This is a genomic window from Cellulomonas endometrii (assembly GCF_949769265.1).
Classification (GTDB): domain Bacteria; phylum Actinomycetota; class Actinomycetes; order Actinomycetales; family Cellulomonadaceae; genus Cellulomonas; species Cellulomonas endometrii.
In genome coordinates this window covers 68,853-87,287 of the sequence record NZ_CATKPC010000016.1, presented here as the reverse complement: position 1 = coordinate 87,287, position 18,435 = coordinate 68,853, and the positions used below count along the sequence as shown (strand labels likewise).

The 18,435-nt window shown below is 75.8% G+C and carries 17 protein-coding genes; 7 read left to right on the top strand and 10 right to left on the bottom strand.

Going from position 1 to position 18,435, the window contains the following annotated elements; all coding sequences use genetic code 11:
• The 3 genes from QNH85_RS15830 to QNH85_RS15820 all read left to right on the top strand — a co-directional run.
• On the top strand, positions 1-571 hold a 571-nt coding region (locus QNH85_RS15830), incomplete at its 5' end, for an SUMF1/EgtB/PvdO family nonheme iron enzyme (RefSeq protein ID WP_282947940.1).
• A gap of 111 nt (positions 572-682) precedes the next feature.
• Positions 683-3,049, top strand: coding sequence for an arylsulfatase (locus tag QNH85_RS15825; protein WP_282947938.1), 2,367 nt, complete (start codon positions 683-685; stop codon positions 3,047-3,049).
• A 26-nt stretch (positions 3,050-3,075) separates the two neighbouring features.
• Complete coding sequence (locus QNH85_RS15820; protein ID WP_282947936.1) at positions 3,076-4,452, top strand: hypothetical protein; 1,377 nt, start codon at positions 3,076-3,078, stop codon at positions 4,450-4,452.
• 8 nt (positions 4,453-4,460) lie between these two features.
• Here the strand turns inward: QNH85_RS15820 and QNH85_RS15815 are convergent, their stop codons facing one another.
• A complete protein-coding gene (locus QNH85_RS15815) occupies positions 4,461-5,060 on the bottom strand; it encodes a TetR/AcrR family transcriptional regulator (protein ID WP_282947934.1) in 600 nt (199 codons plus the stop codon).
• Between the two features lie 95 nt (positions 5,061-5,155).
• Between QNH85_RS15815 and QNH85_RS15810 the strand changes: the two genes are divergently transcribed.
• The 3 genes from QNH85_RS15810 to QNH85_RS15800 all read left to right on the top strand — a co-directional run bounded on the left by QNH85_RS15810 (position 5,156) and on the right by QNH85_RS15800 (position 8,681).
• A complete protein-coding gene (locus QNH85_RS15810; protein ID WP_282947932.1) occupies positions 5,156-6,094 on the top strand; it encodes an ABC transporter ATP-binding protein in 939 nt (312 codons plus the stop codon).
• Positions 6,091-7,692 carry an ABC transporter permease gene (locus QNH85_RS15805; RefSeq protein WP_282947930.1) on the top strand — a complete coding sequence of 534 codons (1,602 nt, stop codon included), beginning with the start codon at positions 6,091-6,093 and terminating at the stop codon, positions 7,690-7,692. The genes QNH85_RS15810 and QNH85_RS15805 overlap by 4 nt, the downstream gene beginning before the upstream one ends.
• Before the next feature lie 95 nt (positions 7,693-7,787).
• On the top strand, positions 7,788-8,681 hold the full coding sequence (locus tag QNH85_RS15800; protein ID WP_282947928.1) for an aldo/keto reductase: 894 nt from the start codon (positions 7,788-7,790) through the stop codon (positions 8,679-8,681).
• A 27-nt stretch (positions 8,682-8,708) separates the two neighbouring features.
• On the opposite strand, the gene QNH85_RS15795 is transcribed toward QNH85_RS15800, so the two are convergent.
• Positions 8,709-10,640, bottom strand: a complete 1,932-nt coding sequence (locus QNH85_RS15795) for a TPM domain-containing protein (RefSeq protein WP_282947927.1) — start codon at positions 10,638-10,640, stop codon at positions 8,709-8,711.
• A gap of 92 nt (positions 10,641-10,732) precedes the next feature.
• Between QNH85_RS15795 and QNH85_RS15790 the strand changes: the two genes are divergently transcribed.
• Positions 10,733-11,110 carry a DUF2200 domain-containing protein gene (locus tag QNH85_RS15790; RefSeq protein ID WP_282947926.1) on the top strand — a complete coding sequence of 126 codons (378 nt, stop codon included), beginning with the start codon at positions 10,733-10,735 and terminating at the stop codon, positions 11,108-11,110.
• Between the two features lie 3 nt (positions 11,111-11,113).
• Here QNH85_RS15790 and QNH85_RS15785 read toward each other — a convergent pair whose 3' ends face one another.
• From QNH85_RS15785 to kdpC, 8 genes are all read right to left on the bottom strand, one after another.
• Positions 11,114-11,329 carry a hypothetical protein gene (locus QNH85_RS15785; RefSeq protein WP_282947925.1) on the bottom strand — a complete coding sequence of 72 codons (216 nt, stop codon included), beginning with the start codon at positions 11,327-11,329 and terminating at the stop codon, positions 11,114-11,116.
• A 143-nt stretch (positions 11,330-11,472) separates the two neighbouring features.
• The gene (locus tag QNH85_RS15780) at positions 11,473-11,829 is read right to left on the bottom strand and encodes an ArsR/SmtB family transcription factor (RefSeq protein ID WP_282947923.1); all 357 of its coding nucleotides are present in this window, start codon (positions 11,827-11,829) and stop codon (positions 11,473-11,475) included.
• A 4-nt stretch (positions 11,830-11,833) separates the two neighbouring features.
• The gene (locus tag QNH85_RS15775) at positions 11,834-13,063 is read right to left on the bottom strand and encodes an MFS transporter (protein WP_282947922.1); all 1,230 of its coding nucleotides are present in this window, start codon (positions 13,061-13,063) and stop codon (positions 11,834-11,836) included.
• A gap of 55 nt (positions 13,064-13,118) precedes the next feature.
• Positions 13,119-14,072: an ATP-dependent DNA ligase gene (locus QNH85_RS15770; protein WP_282947920.1), complete on the bottom strand. Its 954-nt coding sequence runs from the start codon at positions 14,070-14,072 to the stop codon at positions 13,119-13,121.
• A 10-nt stretch (positions 14,073-14,082) separates the two neighbouring features.
• Complete coding sequence (locus QNH85_RS15765; RefSeq protein ID WP_282947918.1) at positions 14,083-14,478, bottom strand: hypothetical protein; 396 nt, start codon at positions 14,476-14,478, stop codon at positions 14,083-14,085.
• A gap of 110 nt (positions 14,479-14,588) precedes the next feature.
• The gene (locus QNH85_RS15760; RefSeq protein WP_282947916.1) at positions 14,589-15,311 is read right to left on the bottom strand and encodes a response regulator; all 723 of its coding nucleotides are present in this window, start codon (positions 15,309-15,311) and stop codon (positions 14,589-14,591) included.
• Positions 15,308-17,803 carry a sensor histidine kinase gene (locus QNH85_RS15755; RefSeq protein ID WP_282947915.1) on the bottom strand — a complete coding sequence of 832 codons (2,496 nt, stop codon included), beginning with the start codon at positions 17,801-17,803 and terminating at the stop codon, positions 15,308-15,310. Before QNH85_RS15755 ends, QNH85_RS15760 begins: the two co-directional genes overlap by 4 nt.
• A gap of 3 nt (positions 17,804-17,806) precedes the next feature.
• Complete coding sequence (gene kdpC / locus QNH85_RS15750; protein WP_282947913.1) at positions 17,807-18,427, bottom strand: potassium-transporting ATPase subunit KdpC; 621 nt, start codon at positions 18,425-18,427, stop codon at positions 17,807-17,809.
• Positions 18,428-18,435: the final 8 nt, after the last annotated feature.

Sequence of the window (18,435 nt, the reverse complement as noted above, 5' to 3'; positions counted from 1 at the left end):
GGAGGGCGCCGACTGGGCGCACCCCGAGGGGCCCGGGTCGGACGTGCGCGACCGCGCGGACCACCCCGTCGTCCACGTGAGCTGGGCGGACGCGGCGGCGTTCGCCCGCTGGACCGGTGGCCGGCTGCCGACCGAGGCGGAGTGGGAGTACGCCGCCCGCGGCGGCCTGGCCGGCGCGCACTACCCGTGGGGGGCGGAGCGGGAGCCGGGCGGCGAGCACCGGATGAACGTGTGGCAGGGCGAGTTCCCGGGCCGGAACACCGCCGAGGACGGCTACGTCGGCACGGCCCCGGCGGACGCCTACCCGCCGAACGCGCTCGGCCTGCACAACATGACGGGGAACGTGTGGGAGTGGTGCGCCGACTGGTTCTCCTGGCGGACGTACGCGACCTCCGGACCGGTCGCGCTCGACCCGCGCGGGCCGGCGCTGGGGCTGCAGCGCGTCATGCGCGGCGGCTCCTACCTGTGCCACGCGTCGTACTGCTCCCGGTACCGCGTCGACGCCCGCAGCGCGAGCACCCCCGACTCGACGGCGGGGAACGTCGGCTTCCGCTGCGCGGCGGACGCCTGAGCGCCGGCGGGCGCGCGCCGGGCCTCACTCGGTCCGGGTGATGCCCGGGCCGGGCCCGCTGCCTAGCGTCGAAGGGACTTGCTCGCCCCGCCCTGCCCCGCGGAGGTCCCCGTGCGTCCCGGCCTGTACGCCCGCACCACGCTGCCGATCCCGGACCGCCCCGCACCGGGCCTGACGACGTACGACGCGAAGGACCCGGACACCTCGTACCCGCCGATCGAGCCGCTGCTCCCCCCGCCCGGCGCGCCGCACGTGCTGGTGATGCTGCTGGACGACGTCGGCTTCGGGGCGTCGAGCGCGTTCGGCGGCCCGTGCTCGACGCCGACCGCCGAGCGCCTCGCCGCCGGCGGGCTGCGGTTCAACCGGTTCCACACCACCGCGCTGTGCGCCCCGACGCGGCAGGCGCTGCTCACCGGTCGCAACCACCACTCGGTCGGCATGGGGAGCATCACCGAGACCGCGACCTCGGCGCCCGGCAACAGCTCCCTGCGCCCGAACACCAAGGCCCCGCTGGCCCTCACCCTCAAGCTCAACGGGTACTCGACCGCGCAGTTCGGCAAGTGCCACGAGGTGCCCGTCTGGCAGACGTCGCCGATGGGCCCCTTCGACGCGTGGCCGACCGGCGGCGGTGGGTTCGAGACGTTCTACGGCTTCATCGGCGGCGAGAACAACCAGTGGGACCCGGCGCTGTACGACGGCACGACCCCGGTCGAGGCGCCCGCCACCGCGGAGGAGGGCTACCACCTGACCGAGGACCTGCTCGACCACGCGTGCGCCTGGGTGCGCCAGCAGCGGGCGCTCGTGCCGGACAAGCCGTTCTTCCTGTACCTGGCGCCCGGGGCGACGCACGCGCCGCACCACGTCGCGCCGGAGTGGATCGAGCGGTACCGCGGCCGGTTCGACGCGGGCTGGGACGTGCAACGCGAGCAGACGTTCGCGCGGCAGAAGGAGCTCGGGGTGGTCCCCGCGGACGCGGAGCTGACCCCGCGGCACGACGAGATCCCCGCCTGGGACGCCATGCCCGACGAGCTCAAGCCGGTGCTCGCCCGCCAGATGGAGACCTACGCCGGGTTCCTCGAGCACACCGACGTGCAGGTCGGCCGGCTGATCGACACCCTCGACGACCTCGGCGTCCTGGACGACACGGTCATCTACTACATCATCGGCGACAACGGGGCCTCCGCCGAGGGCACGGTGAACGGCGCCTTCAACGAGATGGCGAACTTCAACGGCATGGCGGCGCTCGAGACGCCGGAGTTCCTGCGCAGCAAGATGGACGAGTTCGGGTCGCCGAGCTCGTACAACCACTACGCGGTCGGCTGGGCCTGGGCGATGGACACCCCGTTCCAGTGGACCAAGCAGGTCGCGTCCCACTGGGGCGGCACCCGCAACGGCACGATCGTGCACTGGCCGGCCGGCATCGGGGACACGGGCACGGTGCGCTCGCAGTTCACGCACGTCATCGACGTCGCCCCCACGATCCTGGAGGCCGCCGGGCTGCCGGAGCCGGTGTCGGTGAACGGCGTCCTGCAGTCGCCCATGGAGGGCACGTCCATGCTCTACGCGTTCCTCGACGGCGAGGCGCCCGAGCGGCACGACCTGCAGTACTTCGAGATGTTCGCGAACCGCGGCGTCTACCACCGCGGGTGGAGCGCGGTCACCAAGCACCGCACGCCGTGGGACATGACGGGGACCGCCCTCCCGGCGTTCGACGACGACCTCTGGGAGCTGTACGACGGCCGGTCCGACTTCAGCCAGGCCCGCGACCTCGCCGCGGAGCACCCGGACGTGCTCGCGAAGCTGCAGCGCCTCTGGCTGATCGAGGCCACGAAGTACGGCGTGCTGCCGCTGGACGACCGCACCGCCGAGCGCTTCGTCCCCGCGCTGGCCGGGCGCCCGACGCTCCTGCGCGGGGACTCCCAGCTGTTCTTCGCCGGCATGGGCCGCCTGTCGGAGAACAGCGTGGTCAGCATCAAGAACCGGTCGTTCTCCGTCACCGCCGAGGTCGACGTGCGCCCCGGGGGCGCCGAGGGCGTGCTGATCGCCCAGGGCGGGCGGTTCGGGGGGTGGGCGGTGCACGTCGTCGCCGGCCGGCTGACGTTCACCTACAACGTGCTCGGCATCCAGGAGTTCGCCGTCGTCGCCGACGCCCCCGTCCCGGCGGGGACGCACCAGCTCCGGGCCGAGTTCGCGTACGACGGGGGCGGGCTCGGCAAGGGCGGCGAGGTGACGCTGTTCCACGACGGCTCGGAGGTCGGCCGGGGGCGCGTCGGCGCCACCCAGCCGTTCGTCTTCTCGGCCGACGAGACCACGGACATCGGCTACGAGTCCGGGACCTCCGTGTCGTCGGCGTACACCGCGCGGACCAGCCGGTTCACGGGGCGCATCGCGTGGGTGCAGCTCGACGTCGGCACCCACGACGACGACCACGTCATCAGCCCCGAGGAGCGCCTCCGGGTCGCCATGGCACAGCAGTAGCGTCGACATCACGGGGCGGAGTCGTCATGAACACAGCGACCGGCACGCAGAGCACCGGGACGGACGGGGACCCGTCCGGGGTCGCCGCGCGCCTCGCCGCGCTGGAGCGGGAGAACGCCGAGCTGCGCCAGCGGCTCGACGGCGCCTCCGGGGGCGGAGCGGTCCCGGCGGCCGTGGGCCCCCCGCGCCACCGGGCGCGGGCGATCGCCGCGGTCCTGCTCATCGCGCTGGGGACGCTGCTCGCGCCGCTCGGCGCCGTGGCCGCGTGGGCCCAGCGGGCGCTCACCGACACCGACCGGTACGTCGCCATCGTCGGGCCGCTCGCGAGCGACCCGGTCGTGCAGTCCGCGGTCGCGGGCCGGCTGACCGACGCGGTGATGGCCGAGATCGACGTGGGCGCGCTGCTCGACGAGGTGGTGGGGGCCCTGGAGGCGCAGGACGTGCCGCCGCGCGCCACCGCCGCGCTCAGCGCGCTGGAGGCCCCGCTGACCGGCGGCGTGCGGTCGTTCGTGCGCGGTGTCGCCGACCGCGTCGTGGAGAGCGACGCGTTCGCGCAGACCTGGGAGCAGGCCAACCGGATCGCGCACACCGAGCTCGTCGCCGTCATGGAGGGCGAGGACGGCGACCTGCTGCAGGTCGCGCAGGACGGGCAGCTGACCATCCAGCTGTCGGGGATGGTCGAGCTGCTGAAGGAGCGGCTGGTCGACCGCGGGCTGGGCATCGCGGCCAGCATCCCGACGGTGGACGCGACGTTCCCGATCATGGAGTCCTCCCAGCTGGTGCAGCTGCAGAACCGGTACGGGCAGGTCGTCGCGCTCGCCACCTGGCTGCCGTGGGTCGCCCTCGGGCTGCTCGCCGCCGGGGTGCTGGTCGCGACGCACCGGCTCCGGGCGCTCATGGTCGCCGGCCTCGCCCTGGCGGGTGCGATGGTCGTGCTCGGCATCGGCCTGACCATCGCCCGCGGCCTGTACCTCGACGCGCTGAGCGGCACGGTGACCCGGCTCGACGCCGCCGAGGTCGTGTTCGACCAGACCGTCGCGTTCCTGCGGACCACGCTGCGCACGGTGGGCGTCCTGGGGCTCGTGGTGGCCCTGGCGGCCTACCTCGGCGGCGGCAGCGCGTCGGCTCGGAGCCTGCGGGCCGGGGCGTCCCGCGGGTTCGCGCGTGCGCGCACCGCGGGCGAGCGCCGCGGCGTGACGTCCGGGCCGGTCGGCACGTGGCTCGGGCAGCACCGCGGCTTCGTCCGCACGGTGATCATCGCGCTCGCCGCGGTGACGCTGCTGCTCGCCGGCAACCCCACGCCGGGGCTGGTGATCGGGACGGCCCTCGTCGCCGGCGTGCTGGTCGTCGTGCTCGAGCTGCTCGCCCGGCCGCCCCGCGAGCAGGAGGCGGCCCCCGCGTAGCGGCCCGCCTACCGGTGGGTGCCGTCGAGGTAGCGCTGGATCGTCGGGGCGACCTGGTCCACCAGCTCCTCGTGCGACAGCCGGACGACCGGCGGCAGCTCGATGACGTGCCGGGCGACGGCCACGCCGAGCAGCTGGGAGGCGGCGAGCCCGACGCGGCCGATGCGCTCGTCGTCCATCCCGGGCTCGCCCTGCACCCGGGTCAGGATGATCTCGCGCAACATCGCCGCCGCGCGGGCCGACGTGGTGGCGGACCGGACGAGCGCGAGCAGGATCGGCCGGGTGCCCGGCTCCTCCCACATCCTCAGGTACGTGTCGGTGGCCGCGCGCCCCGCGGTCGACGAGTCGTCGGCCATGGCGGCGGCGACCCGCGCGGGGATGGTCGTGCGGTCCGCCAGCACGGACGCGAACAGCGCGTCCTTGTCGCCGAAGAAGTGCCGGACGAGGCCGGGGTCCACGCCGGCCGCCGAGGCGATCGCGCGGATCGACGCACCGTCGTAGCCGTGCTCCGCGAACAGCCGCAGCGCGGCGTCCAGGATCGCGTCGCGCGTGCCGCTGTCGCCCGCACGCCGGCCCGTCGGCCGCCGCGGTCCCGTGGTCGCCGCCATGCCGCCCACTATTCCACACTTGTGGAGTTCCCCACCTGTGGAGTTCACTGGAGGCAGCCGGGCCGCCGGGCCCACCGCACGAGAGAAGACTCCCCATGAGCAGCTCCGACGCCGTGATCGAGGTCCGCGGGCTGACCAAGTCCTACGGACGGTTCCGGGCGCTCCAGGGCGTCGACCTGCAGGTCGAGCGCGGGCAGGTGCACGGGTTCCTCGGCCCGAACGGCGCCGGGAAGTCGACGACCATCCGCGTGCTGCTGGGCCTGCTGCGGGCGGACGGCGGCACGGTGCGCCTGCTCGGCGGCGACCCGTGGACCGACGTGGTCGCGCTGCACCGCCGCCTGGCGTACGTGCCCGGCGACGTCTCGCTGTGGCCGGGGATGACCGGCGGCGAGGCGATCGACCTGCTCGGGCAGCTCCGCGGCGGCCTGGACGAGCGGCGGCGCGCGGAGCTGGTCGACCGGTTCGAGCTGGACCCGACCAAGCGCGGCCGGCAGTACTCCAAGGGCAACCGGCAGAAGGTCGCCATCGTCGCCGCCCTCGCCTCGGACGCGGAGCTGCTCGTGCTCGACGAGCCGACCTCCGGGCTGGACCCGCTCATGGAACGGGTGTTCCAGGAGGTCGTCGTCGAGGCGCGCGACCGCGGGGCCACGGTGCTGCTGTCCAGCCACATCCTGGCGGAGGTGGAGAGCCTCGCCGACCGGCTCAGCATCATCCGCGACGGCCGGATCGTCCGGTCCGGGACCCTGGCCGACCTGCGCGGGCAGACCCGGACCACCGTGCACGCCACGCTGGCGCGGGTCCCCTCCCCCGCCGACCTGGCCCTGTTCAGCGACGTGCGCCTCGACGGCGGCACGTTCTCGGGCAGCGTCGAGGCCGCGCGGATCGGCGAGGCGGTCGACGCCCTCTCCCCCAGCGGGTTCACGTCCCTGACCGTCGCCCCGCCCTCGCTGGAGAGCCTGTTCCTGCGCCTGTACGGCGGCGCGCCGGCCGAGGCCGGGGCAGCGGGCGCGGACGCGGCGGGGGTGGCGCGATGAGCGCGCTCGCGGCGTCCCTGACCGGGACCCGGCCGCTGCTGCGGGCCTCGCTGCACCACGACGGGCGGGGGTTCGCGCCCTGGGTCCTCATCGCGACCGGGCTGTCGGCGTCGTCCGTCCTCGTCTACCCGCTGGTCTTCCCGGACCAGGCCGGCCGGCAGGCGCTGTCCGGCGCGATCGGGGCGAACCCCGCGCTCGGGCTGATCTTCGGGCCCGCGTACGACCTGAGCACCGTCGACGGGTTCAACGCCTGGCGCAGCCTCGCGCTCGGCGGGTTCCTCGTCGCTCTCGGGGCTGTCCTCGCGGTGACCCGGGCGACGCGCGCCCAGGAGGACTCCGGCCAGGCCGAGCTGCTCGCCTCGGAGGTGCTGGGCCGCGCCACGCGCCTGGTGTCCGGCGTGGCGCTCGCGCTGATCGGCTCCCTCGCGGCCGGGGTGGTCGCCGGCGTGGTCACGGCCCTGTGCGGCGGGGACTGGGGGTCGTCGATGCTGCTGGGCGCGACCTTCACGGCCAGCGGCTGGATGTTCACGGGCGTCGCCGCCGTCACCGCCCAGATCGGGTCCGACGCCCGCACCGCGAGCTCGCTCGCCGTCGGCACCCTCGGCGTGCTGTTCCTGCTGCGCGGGTTCTGCGCGTCGCTCAGCGCCCCGGCCTGGACCCTCTGGGCGAACCCGCTGGGCTGGACGCTCCAGACCCGCCCCGCGAACGGCGACCGCTGGGCGCCACTGCTGCCGGCCGTCGCGCTGACCGTGCTCCTCGTCGCCGTGGCCTTCGTCCTGCAGGGCCGGCGCGACTTCGGCCAGGGCTCGGTCGCGCCGCGCCCCGGGCCCGCGCGCGGCACCACCCGGACGACGTGGGGCCTGGCCGTCCGGCTGAACCGCGGGCCGCTCGTCACCTGGACGGTCGCGTTCCTGGGCCTCGGCGTGGTGTTCGGCTCCTTCGCCACCTCGGTCACCGACATCCTCGGCGGTGACGCGTCCGTCCAGCAGATCCTCGCCGCCGGCGCCACGACCCCCGACGAGCTCACCGGTGCGTTCGTGCGGACCATCCTCGCCCTGATCGGCATCCTCGCCGCCGTCCCGGGGGTGCAGGTGCTGCTCCGGGTCCGCGCGGAGGAGCTGGAGGACCGGGTCGAGCCGGTGCTGGCCGGCGCCGTCGCGCGCGCCCGCTACTACGCAAGCCACGTCGCGCTCGCGCTGGCCGCCTCGGCCCTGTTCGTCGTCGTCGCCGGCACGCTCCTGTCCGCGATGGCCGCCGGTGCCGACATCGGCGTCTCGTTCGGCGACGCGTTCGTCCAGGCCCTCGCGACGGTGCCCGCCGCGTGGACCGTCGTCGCCCTGTCGGTCGCCGTGGTCGGCGCGCGCCCGGCGGCTGCCCTCGCGGCCTGGGGCGGGGTGCTGGTCTCGTTCGTGCTGACCCTGCTCGGGCCGACGTTCGGGCTCGACGACTGGGTGCTCGGGATCAGCCCGTTCTGGCACGTGCCCGAGGTCGCCGCGGCGGACCCGGACTGGACCGGGGTCGGGTGGATCACGCTGGTCACCGTCGCGCTCGTGGCCGTCGGGTTCCGGGGGTTCCGCCACCGCGACCTCGCGCGCTGATGGCGACCGCGCGGGTGCCGGGCCGCCGCGGGCGCGCGATGCTGGGACCCGCGTCGTCGCACCCGGCGGCGACCCGACCCACCCCGGAGGTCCCCGTGCAGCAGCGCAGGCTCGGCCCGTACACCGTCTCGGCGATCGGCCTCGGCGCCATGCCGGTGTCGATGAACCAGGACGAGGTCTACCCGGAGCCCGCCGACGCGGTCGCGATGATCCAGGCGGCGCTGGACGCCGGCGTGACGCTCATCGACACCGCCGACATCTACGCGCCGACGTGGGACCAGATGGGTCACAACGAGCGGCTGGTCGCCGAGGCGGTCCGCACCTGGGGCGGCGACGCGTCGCAGCTCGTCATCACCACGAAGGGCGGCATCACCCGCGCGGAGGGCGAAGCCTGGGGCCGCGACGGGTCGCTGGAGTACCTGCGCGGCGCCGTGGAGAAGTCGCTGCGGGCGCTCGAGGTCGAGGCGATCGACCTGTACCAGTACCACCGCCCCGACCGCTGGATGGTCTACGGCGACGTGATGGAGAACCTCGCCACGCTCAAGCGCGAGGGCAAGATCCGCGAGATCGGCATCTCGAACGCGAGCGTGGAGGAGATCGAGATCGCGCAGCAGGTGCTCGGCGATGGCGGTCTGGTCAGCGTGCAGAACCAGTTCTCGCCGCGGCACCCCGGCAGCTACGACGAGCTGCGGTACTGCGACGAGCACGGCATCGCGTTCCTGCCGTGGAGCCCGCTCGGCGGGACCGGCGGCGGGGCCCGTCAGGTCGGGGACCGGTTCTCCGTGTTCCGCGAGGTCGGCGAGCGGCACGGCGTCAGCCCCCAGCAGGTCGTGCTGGCGTGGGAGCTGTCGCTGAGCGACAGGCTGATCGCGATCCCCGGGGCGCGGCGGGCGGCGTCCATCACGGACTCCGCCGCGGCGGCCGACCTGGTGCTGTCCGCCGACGAGCTCGAGCGGTGCTCGCGGGCGGTCGGGCTCGAGGTCGACTGAGGCTGAGGTCGTCGGCGGCTCAGCCGGTCAGAACCGGCCGCCGCCGCCGCGCCGCCCCCGGCTGGAGGACCCGCGGGACCGCGAGCTGCCGGACCGCGTGCTGGACCGGGTGCTGCTGGAGCGGCGGCTGCTCGACGAGCGCGACCGGGACCGGGACGACGAGGACGACGACGCTCCCCAGGACGAGCCGCCGCCCGAGAACAGCCCGCCGCCCCAGCCGCCGGACGAGGGTGCCTGCGCCCGCTCCGCAGCCCGGGCCGCGGCGGTGATGTCGTTCCGGGCGTGGCGGCGTGCGGCGTCGACCGCCGCGAGAGCGAGGTCCACAGCCGCCGCGCCCGCGAGCGGGTCGGTCTGCGTCCCGGCCGTCTGCGCGTGCGCGTGCGCCTCCGCCAGGCGCTGGCGTGCCGTGGCGCCGACGACCCCGCGGTTGGCGCGGACGATGTTCTCCGCCGTCTCGAGCTCGCGCTGGAGGCGCGGCAGCTGCTCGGCGAGGCGCTGCCGGGCGCGGAGCACGCGCTGCTCCTGCTCCCGGTGCGGGGCGAGGGCGGCGTCGAGCGCCGCCTCGGCCTGGGCGAGCGCGACGAGCGCCGCTAGCGGGTCGCCGCCGGTCAGCGACGGCCGGGCCGCCGCGAGCACCTCCCGCGCGCGCGTCGCGGCGGCGGCCACGCCCGGGTCGGCCGCGCCCAGCCGGTCCGCGTCGGCGAGGTCGCCCGTGAGGGATGCGGCGGCCCGCTCGACGCGCGCCGGTGCCGCGTCCAGCTCGGCCGCGACGCCGCGCACCTGCGCGATCAGAGCGTCCCCGCGGTCCAGCAGCGCGTCGGCCTCCCCCACCGCCGCGACCGCCGCGGCCCGGTCGGTGTCGAGCCGCGCCTGGCCGGCGGCGACGACCTCGGTCGCCTGGGCGGCCGCGGCCGCTGCCTGCTGGGGGTGCTCGGCGACCGCGGCCGTCGCCGAGGGCGCCCACCGGGTGCGCAGGAGCGCCACGTGGTCGGCGGCGGCGCGGGCACCGGCGGCGACGTGCTCCGCGCGGGTGGCGAGCTCGGCCAGGTGCTGCGGCGCCCGCGCGTGCAGGTCGCGCAGCCCCGCGAGCGCCGCCCCCTGCTCGGTGAGCGTCGCCTGGATCGACTCGCAGGTGGCGACCACGCCGGTGAGCGCGGACCGGCGCGCGCCGTCGTCCTCGAGGTCGTCGGCCGCCGCGCGGGCGGCGAACGCCGGGGTCAGCCGGTCGCGGGCGGCCGGGAGGGCGGCGCGGAACGGCCCGAGCTGCTCGTCGCCGAGCTCCGCGGCGGCGTAGTCCAGCTCACGGGCCCAGACGGCGAGCGCGTCGTCGGTGCGCACCAGGGCGGCGGACGCGGCGTCCTCCAGCGCGTCGAGCTCCGCCCGGGCCCTGCGGCGCCGCCGGACGACGACGACCACGGCGACCACCGCGGCGGCGAGGAGCGCGACGAGCGCGGCGATCCCGAGGACCCGCGGCCACGCGCTGGGCCGGACCGCGTCGGCGTAGCCCTGCGCCGCGGCGACGGCCGCACCGTCCCAGTCGTCGTCGCCGAGGCGCGGCTCGATGCGGTCGGCCTCCACGTCCCGCAGCTCGGCGTCGCTCAGCGGCAGGTCCGGGTCCACCGACACCTGGTAGGTGCGGTCCTCGACGGCGACCACCAGCAGCAGGTCGTCCACGCCCAGGCGGGACAGCTCCGCCGTCTCGGCCGCCCAGGTCTCCGGGTCGGCACCGTCGAACGAGTCGATGTACGTGACGAACAGCTGCAGGTCGGTCGTGTCGGCCAGCTCGTCCAGCGCCGCCTGCACGGCGGCCGGGTCCCGCAGGACGCCCGCGGTGTCGGTCACCTCTCCGGCGAGGTCCTGCGGGGGCTCCGCCGACGCGGGGCCCCCGGCGGCGAGGACGGCGGTCAGCGCGAGCGCGGCCGCGGCACCGGCTCGGGCGGCGGGACGTTCGAGAGGCACGACGGGGCTCCAGGATCCGGGGTGCGCCGACGGCACGTCGGACGAGACCAGACGGTACCGTCGCCTGGACGACACGACGTGGAGGACGGGACATGGCCGGACACCGGATCTTCTCCATGAGCTTCGCCAGCATCTACCCGCTCTACGTGGCGAAGGTCGAGCGCAAGGGCCGCAGCAAGGACGACGTCGACCAGGTCATCACGTGGCTCACGGGCTACGACGACGCCGGGCTCGCGGAGGCCGTCGCGGACGAGGTCAGCATGGAGGCGTTCTTCGAGCAGGCGCCGGGGCTGAACCCGAACGCGTCCCTCATCACCGGGGTCATCTGCGGCATCCGCGTCGAGGAGATCGACGACCCGCTCATGCAGAAGATCCGGTACATGGACAAGCTGGTGGACGAGGTCGCGCGCGGCAAGAAGATGGCGTCGATCCTGCGCGGCACGGGCGCCGCCGCCGGCACCGGCGCGTAGCGGTCAGCGCACCGCGACCCACACCACCGCGCCCAGCGTCCCGAGCGCCGCAGCGCCCGCGACGACCAGCGCCCCGACCAGCCGGGCGCGAGCGCGCGCCGCCCCGACCGCGGAGACCCCGCGGTCCGACAGCACGCGGTCCGCCCGCAGCATGACGACCACCGCGCTCGCGACGACCACCGCCGCGACCCACAGCACCGCCGACGCCTGAGTCAGCACGGCCCACCCCTTCCCCCTGCCACAGCGCGCGGGAAGGTGGACTCCCGCGGACCGACACCCTGGCACACCCGACCCGTCGGTGTCACCGTGGCCGCGGTGCGCGGACGCGCCGGGCGCCTCAGCGGTGCGTCGGCGGTGGTCCGTCAGCGGTGGTGCGGCGGGTGGTCGTCGGTGAGGTGCTCCGCCTGGTGCAGCACGTTGCGGACCAGGGCGTCCACGTGCTCGTTGGCGTGCCGGTAGTACACGGTGACCCCGTCGCGGCGGGTGTGCACGAGCCGGCCGGAGCGGAGCTTCGCGAGGTGCTGCGAGACGGCGGGGACGGGCCGGCCGAGCAGGTCCGCGATCGCCCCGACGGAGAGCTCGCGCTCGTGGAGCAGGTCCAGGATGGCCAGGCGGGTGCGGTCGGCGAGCAGGCGCAGCACGTCGACGGCGGTGTCGAGGCGGGGGTCGGCCGGCTGGGCGTCGGCCGGCGCGGGCGCCTCGGAGGGCTCGGCTGTCACGCGCTCAGCCTGCCACGTCGGCCACCAGCCGGGTCCGGGCGTGCCGCGGCCAGAGCAGGGCGGTGGCAAGCGACGCCGCGGCGGACACGGCCGCGAGGACCAGCGCCGCGGACCCGAGGCCGAGGCCGCCGAGCCAGCCGGCGAGCGGGTAGGTGACCAGCCAGCACGCGTGCGACAGCGAGAACTGCGCGGCGAACACCGCGGGCCGGTCCCGCTCGGGCGTCGAGCGGGCGATGATCCGGCCGACCGGCGTCTCCGCGGCCGCCCACCCGGCCCCGACGAGCGCGAACAGCGCGGCGACCAGCACCAGCCCGCCCGTGCCGGGCACGGTGAGCGCCGCCGCGACCGCCGCGGTGGCCACGGTGACGACGCCCGCGCCCCCGAGCATGAGGGCGCGCTCGGGCAGCGCCGCGAGCGCCCGCGGGAGCAGCACGGCCACGGTGATCGAGCCGGCACCGAGCGCGGCCATCAGGACGGCCGCGGTCCCGTCGCCGCGCTGGTAGGCCTCCCGGGCGATGAGCACGTACTGCACGAGCACGTAGGCGCCGCCGGCCGCCACCGCGAGGTTGAGTGCGAGCACGGCCCGCAGCGCGGGGGTGCGCACCATGAGCTCCACGCCCCGCCGCACGCGCACGCCGAACGGCTGCGCCTGCTCCTCGACCACGCCCGCGCCCAGCCGGAGACGCGACACCAGCAGCGCCGAGACGGCGAACCCGGCCGCCGTGCCGACGAACAGGTCCGAGCTCGGCACGAGCAGGAGCAGCGCCGCGGCGAGCAGCGGGGACAGCACCATCTCCAGGTCCTCGGCGAGCCGGGACAGGGAGAGCGCCTGGGTGTAGCGGTGCTCGTCGGGCAGCACGCGCGGCAGCACCGCCTGGTAGGCGGGGGTGTGCACGGCCGAGGCGGACTGCATGACGAGCACCAGCACGTAGACCTGCCACACCGACGACACGAGCGGCAGCCCGAGGACGACGACGACCCGCACGAGGTCCGCGACGACCAGCACCCGGCGCGGGGGCGCCGCGTGGACCAGGGCTGCGGCGACCGGCGCGACCGCCACGTACGCGACCATCTTGATCGCGAACACGGTGCCCAGCACGAGGCCCGCGCCCGCGCCGGCGAGGTCGTACGCGAGCAGTCCCAGCGCGACCGTCGCCAGGCCGGTGCCGGCGAGGGAGACGACCTGGGCGACGAGCAGGCGGCGGTAGGTGCGGTCGGCGAGAGCGGGGATCACCGACCCATCATTGCGTATCTACGTCATCACGCAAGCATGCAGGGATCCGCGAGGCTCAGCCGCAGCCCGCCAGGGCAAGGTCGGGATCCACCTCGACCGGGTGCAGCTCAGGCCGGGCGCGCAGGAACTGGGCCGGCCGGGCGAGCGCGCCGCCCGACCACGGCACGTCCGCGGACACCTCCACCACGAGCGGGGCGATCCGCGTCGCGATGGCGGACGCCGCACCGCCGGGCGGCGCGAGCGGCGTGATCTGGCGGCCGAGCGCGAGGGCCGCCGTGAGGCTCAGGGACCCGGAGCGGCCGACCGGCACCAGCTCGCGGCCGACCGGCAGCGCCAGCAGCAGCGCGCCGGGCTGCGTCGCCGGCCCCATGACCGCCGTGGCGACGAGGTCGACCGCCGAGGCGTGCTTGACCTTGCGCCAGTCGCGCGTGCCGGGGCGGTAGGCCTGGTCGAGCCCCTTGGCGACGAGCCCGTCGACCCCGGACCCGGCGAGGTCGCGGAACCACCGCGCGGCGACGCCCACGTCCCCGGTCAGCGCGGACGTCGTGAGCGGGTCGGTCCAGCCGGCGGCGAGCTCCTCCAGGGCCATCCGCCGCTCGATGAACGGCTGCACCCGCAGGTCGGCGCGCTCGCGCTGGATCACGTCGAACGCGATGAACGCGGCCGGCACGAGACCGGTCAGCGCGGCGGGGTCCGGCGCGGCGACCCGGCGCTGCAGGGCACCGAAGTCGACCCGGCCGGCGCGCCGGGCGACGAGCTCGCCGTCCAGGACGGTGCCGGGCGGGACCTGGTCCGCCACCGCGGACGCCACCTCCGGGAAGGCCGCCGTGAGGTCGGCGCCGTGCCGGGACCGCAGCAGCGTCCACGGCCCGTCGGCCAGCGCGAGCAGCCGCATGCCGTCCCACTTGGGCTCCCACGCGGTGCCGCCCGGCAGGCCGACGGTGTCCTCGAGGGCGTGCGCCACGCGCGCCAGGGCGAGACCGCTGGGATCCTCCGGCGTACGGGGCACGGCGGTGACCTTACGCCCGATTCGCGGCGAAATGTCGGGGTCTGACCGATTCGTTGCCGACCCGCGCCACGACGGCGGCGCCCGCCAGCACCGCGAGCCGGCCCAGGTCCGGGACGGCGAGCGTCAGCACCGCGCCGTCGTTGACGCTGAACCCCGTCACCAGGCACCAGCAGCCCGCGACGGCGACTGCCGCGAGCGGGAGCGACAGCGGCCGCGCCAGTGCGAGCAGTGCGACGGCCACCGCCCCGGTCACCGGCCACGCGCCGAGGTGCAGGAGCTGGCCGGCGACGACGACCGTGAGCGCCACGGCCGCGACGCCGAGCACCCGCACGACACCCGCCAGGTCCCCGTCCCGCGCGGCGCCGACCGGTGCCGGGCTGCCGCGGTGGTGCGTCCATGTCGTCATGCCTCCAGCCTCCCGCCGACGGACGCCGCGGGACCCGGTCCTGACGGAACGCGAACGCGACGGGCGTCGACCCTGACGGGTTCCGGACGCGGCGGGCGTCGCGGCGGCGGTCAGGCGGGCTCGGCCGGGGCGTCGGCGGGCGGCTCGACGCCCTCGGGCACGAAGCGGTAGCCCATGCCCTGCTCCGTGAGCAGGTGCCGCGGGCGTGCCGGGTCGCGCTCCAGCTTCTTGCGCAGCTGCGACAGGTACAGGCGCAGGTACCCGGAGCTCGTGACGTGCTGCGAGCCCCAGATCTCGGACAGGATCGTCTGCCGGGTGACCAGCCGCCCGGGGTTGCGCACCAGGATCTCGAGGATCTGCCACTCGGTCGGCGTCAGGTGCACCGCGCCGGCGCCGCGCCGTGTGACGACCCGCAGCGCGAGGTCCACGGTCACGTCGCCGAACCTCACCACCGGCTCGTCCCCCTCGGCCACGCCACCCGCCCGCCGGGTCAGCGCGCGCAGGCGCGCGAGGAGCTCGTCCACGTTGAACGGCTTGGTCACGTAGTCGTCCGCGCCGGCGTCGAGCGCGTCCACCTTGTCGGCGGACCCCGTCCGGCCGGAGACGACGAGGACCGGCGCCTGGGTCCAGCCCCGCAGCGACTGGATCAGCCCGATGCCGTCCAGGCGCGGCATCCCGAGGTCGACCAGGTAGAGGTCCGGGCGGTGCTCGACCGCCTGGTCGATCGCGTCGGCGCCGTCCACGGCGACGAGCACCTGGTACCCGCGGGCGCGCAGCGTGATGCGCAGCGCGCGCAGGATCTGCGGGTCGTCGTCGGCGACGAGGATCTTCATCGGGCGGCCGCCCCCTCCGCAACGGTGACCGGCAGGCTGATGACCATGGTCAGGCCCCCGCCCGGCGTGCTCTCGGGGGTCAGCGTGCCGCCCATGCCCTCGGTGAACCCGCGGGACAGCGCGAGGCCCAGCCCGAGGCCGGTCGTGTTGTCGATGTCCCCGAGGCGCTGGAAGGGGACGAACAGGTCCTCGTGGCGCTCGGCCTCGACGCCCGGGCCGTGGTCGACCGCGCGGATCTCGACGCGGTCGCCGAACGCGCTCGTCGTCAGCCGGGGCCGCCGGCCGGGCGGGCTGAAGTGCACCGCGTTGGCCAGCACGTTCACCACGACGCGGCGCAGCAGGGCCGGGTCGGCGTGCACCCGGGGCAGGGACGGGTCCAGGTCCAGCTCGACCTGCTCGGGCCCCAGGTGCAGCTCGTCGAGAGCGGGCAGGATCACGTCGTCGACGTCGATCGCGGCGCAGGACACGCCCAGGACGCCGGCCTGCACCCGGCTGACGTCGAGCAGGTCGGTGACGAGCACGGTGAGAGTGTCGAGGCTCTCGTGCGCGGTGGCGAGCAGCTCGGCCCGGTCGGCGGGCGAGAAGTCCACGTCGTCGGCGCGCAGGCTGTCCACCGCGGTCGCAGCGGCGGTGAGCGGCCGGCGCAGGTCGTGGCTGACGGCGGACAGCAGCGCGCTGCGGACCTGGTCGGTCTCGATCAGCGGCGCGATCTCCCGGGCGGTCGCGGTCAGGCGCTCGTGCTCCAGCGCGGCCGCGGCCTGGGTCACGACCACGGGCAGCAGCCGGGCGGCGGACCGGTCGAGCGGCGATCCGTCGAGCTCCAGGACCGCGTCCTGCGCGACGGGCACCCGGGTGGTCGGGCGGTCGCCCGTGGGCTCCCCCTTCTCCACCCGCAGCACGTCGCCGACGCGCAGCCGCACGGCGTCCAGGCCGAAGGCCTCCCGGGTGCGGGCCAGCAGCGCGCCGAGGGCGTCCTGCCCGCGCAGCACCCCGCCCGCGATCGTGAGGAGCAGCTCGGACTCCGCGGCGGCCCGCTGGGCGACCCGGCTGCGCCGCGCTGCCTGGTCGACGACCAGGCTGACCAGCGCGCCGTTCGCCACGTACAGGGCGAGCGCGAGGACGTGCACCGGTTCCGCGACCGTGATGGTGTGCACGGGCTCGACGAAGACGTAGTTGAGCGTCAGGCCGGACATGAGGGCCGTGAACAGCGCCGGCCACAGACCGCCGACGAGGGCGATCACCACGACCAGGAGCTGGTAGGCGAGCACGTCGCTGGCCAGGGACTGCTCGCTGCGCGCGACGACCAGCAGCCAGGTCAGCAGCGGTCCGCCGGCGAGCGCGAGCAGGAAGCCGAGCAGCCGCCGCCGCACGGTCAGCGCGCCGGTCAGGCGCGGCAGCGCCAGGCGCGTCCCGGCCGCGGCGTGGTTGACGATGTGCACGTCGATCGGCCCGGCCTGCCGGATCACGGTGGTGCCGATGCCGGGCCCGGTGAGTGCGGCCTTGAGCCAGCTGCGCCGGCTGATGCCGATGACCAGCTGGCTGGCGTTCTGCCCGCGCGCGAAGTTCACGAGCGTGTCCGGGATGTCGTCGCCGACGAGCTGGTGGAACGTGCCGCCGAGCTGCGCCGTCAGCGCGGCCTGGGCGGCGAGCGACCCGGGGTTCGCGTCCCGCAGCCCGCTCTGGGCGCTGACGTGCACGCCCAGCAGCTCCCCGCCCGCCGACCGCGCCGCGATCCGCGCCCCCCGGCGCAGCAGCGTCTCCCCCTCCGGGCCGCCGGTCAGCGCCACCACGACACGCTCGCGGGCCTCCCACGGAGCGTCGATCGCGTGCTCGGCCCGGTAGGTCCGCAACGCCGAATCCACCTCGTCCGCCAACCACAGCAGCGCCAGCTCCCGCAGCGCGGTCAGGTTCCCCAGCCGGAAGTAGTTCGACAACGCCGCGTCCACCCGCTCGGCCGGGTACACGTTCCCCTCCGCCAACCGGTCCCGCAGCGACTGCGGCGCCAGGTCCACCAGCTCCACGTCGTCCGCCCCCCGCAGCACCCCGTCCGGCACCGTCTCGCGCTGCGGCACCCCCGTGATCGTGCGCACCACGTCGTTGAGGGACTCGATGTGCTGGACGTTCACCGTGCTCACCACGTGGATCCCCGCGTCCAGCAGCTCCGCGACGTCCTGCCAGCGCTTGGCGTGCCGGGACCCCGGCGCGTTCGTGTGCGCCAGCTCGTCCACCAGCGCCACCTTCGGCCGCCGCGCCAGCACCGCGTCCAGGTCCATCTCCGACAGCCGCACCCCGCGGTGCTCGACCTGCGCCCGCGGGACGACCTCCAGCCCGTCCAGCAGCGCCGCCGTGGCCGCCCGCCCGTGGGTCTCCACCACCGCGACCACCACGTCCTTGCCCTCGCGGACCATGTCACGGCCCGCCTCCAGCATCGCGAACGTCTTGCCCACCCCCGGCGCGGCACCCAGCAGCACCCGCAGCCGACCCCGCTGCACGGCTCAGCCCCGCTCGACGGGGGCCAGGTCGTCGAGCGACAGGTTCAGCTCGAGGACGTTCACGCCCGCCTGCCCGAGGTACCCCAGGTCCGGACCGGTCGTCGCGGCGCGCACGAGCTCCCGCACCTCCTCCTGCGGCAGCCCGCGCTCCGCGGCGACCCGCGGGACCTGCAGCTCGGCGTACTCCGGGCTGATGTGCGGGTCCAGGCCCGAGCCGGACGCGGTGAGCGCGTCGACCGGCACGGCGGCCGGGTCGACGCCCTCGAGTGCGGCCACCGCGGCCCGGCGGTCCTCGATCGCCGCGACCAGGTCCGGGTTCTCGGGGCCGAGGTTGCTCCCGCTGGACGCGGCGGCGTCGTACCCGTCGCCGGCGGCCGACGGGCGGGACTGGACGTACTCCGCCAGCGGGTCGCCGTCGGCGTCGGTGAACGACTGGCCGATCAGCGACGACCCGACGACCGCGCCGTCGGAGTCCGTGACGAGCGAGCCGTCCGCCCGGGCGGGCATCAACCGCCCGAGCCCGGTGACGAGGAGCGGGTACGCCACCCCGAGGATCACGGTGAGGACGAGGACGGCGCGCAGGGCGACGAGCGTGTGCGGCCAGGTGGTGCGGGGGGAGCTCATGGCTGTCC

Excerpts from the sequence above, each read along its gene's own strand:
- QNH85_RS15810 (WP_282947932.1), top strand. The coding sequence starts at position 5,156 with ATGAGCAGCTCCGACGCCGTGATCGAGGTCCGCGGGCTGACCAAGTCC.
- QNH85_RS15805 (WP_282947930.1), top strand. The coding sequence starts at position 6,091 with ATGAGCGCGCTCGCGGCGTCCCTGACCGGGACCCGGCCGCTGCTGCGG.
- QNH85_RS15815 (WP_282947934.1), bottom strand. The coding sequence starts at position 5,060 with ATGGCGGCGACCACGGGACCGCGGCGGCCGACGGGCCGGCGTGCGGGC.
- QNH85_RS15760 (WP_282947916.1), bottom strand. The coding sequence starts at position 15,311 with ATGAAGATCCTCGTCGCCGACGACGACCCGCAGATCCTGCGCGCGCTG.
- QNH85_RS15790 (WP_282947926.1), top strand. The coding sequence starts at position 10,733 with ATGGCCGGACACCGGATCTTCTCCATGAGCTTCGCCAGCATCTACCCG.
- QNH85_RS15765 (WP_282947918.1), bottom strand. The coding sequence starts at position 14,478 with ATGACGACATGGACGCACCACCGCGGCAGCCCGGCACCGGTCGGCGCC.
- QNH85_RS15820 (WP_282947936.1), top strand. The coding sequence starts at position 3,076 with ATGAACACAGCGACCGGCACGCAGAGCACCGGGACGGACGGGGACCCG.
- kdpC (WP_282947913.1), bottom strand. The coding sequence starts at position 18,427 with ATGAGCTCCCCCCGCACCACCTGGCCGCACACGCTCGTCGCCCTGCGC.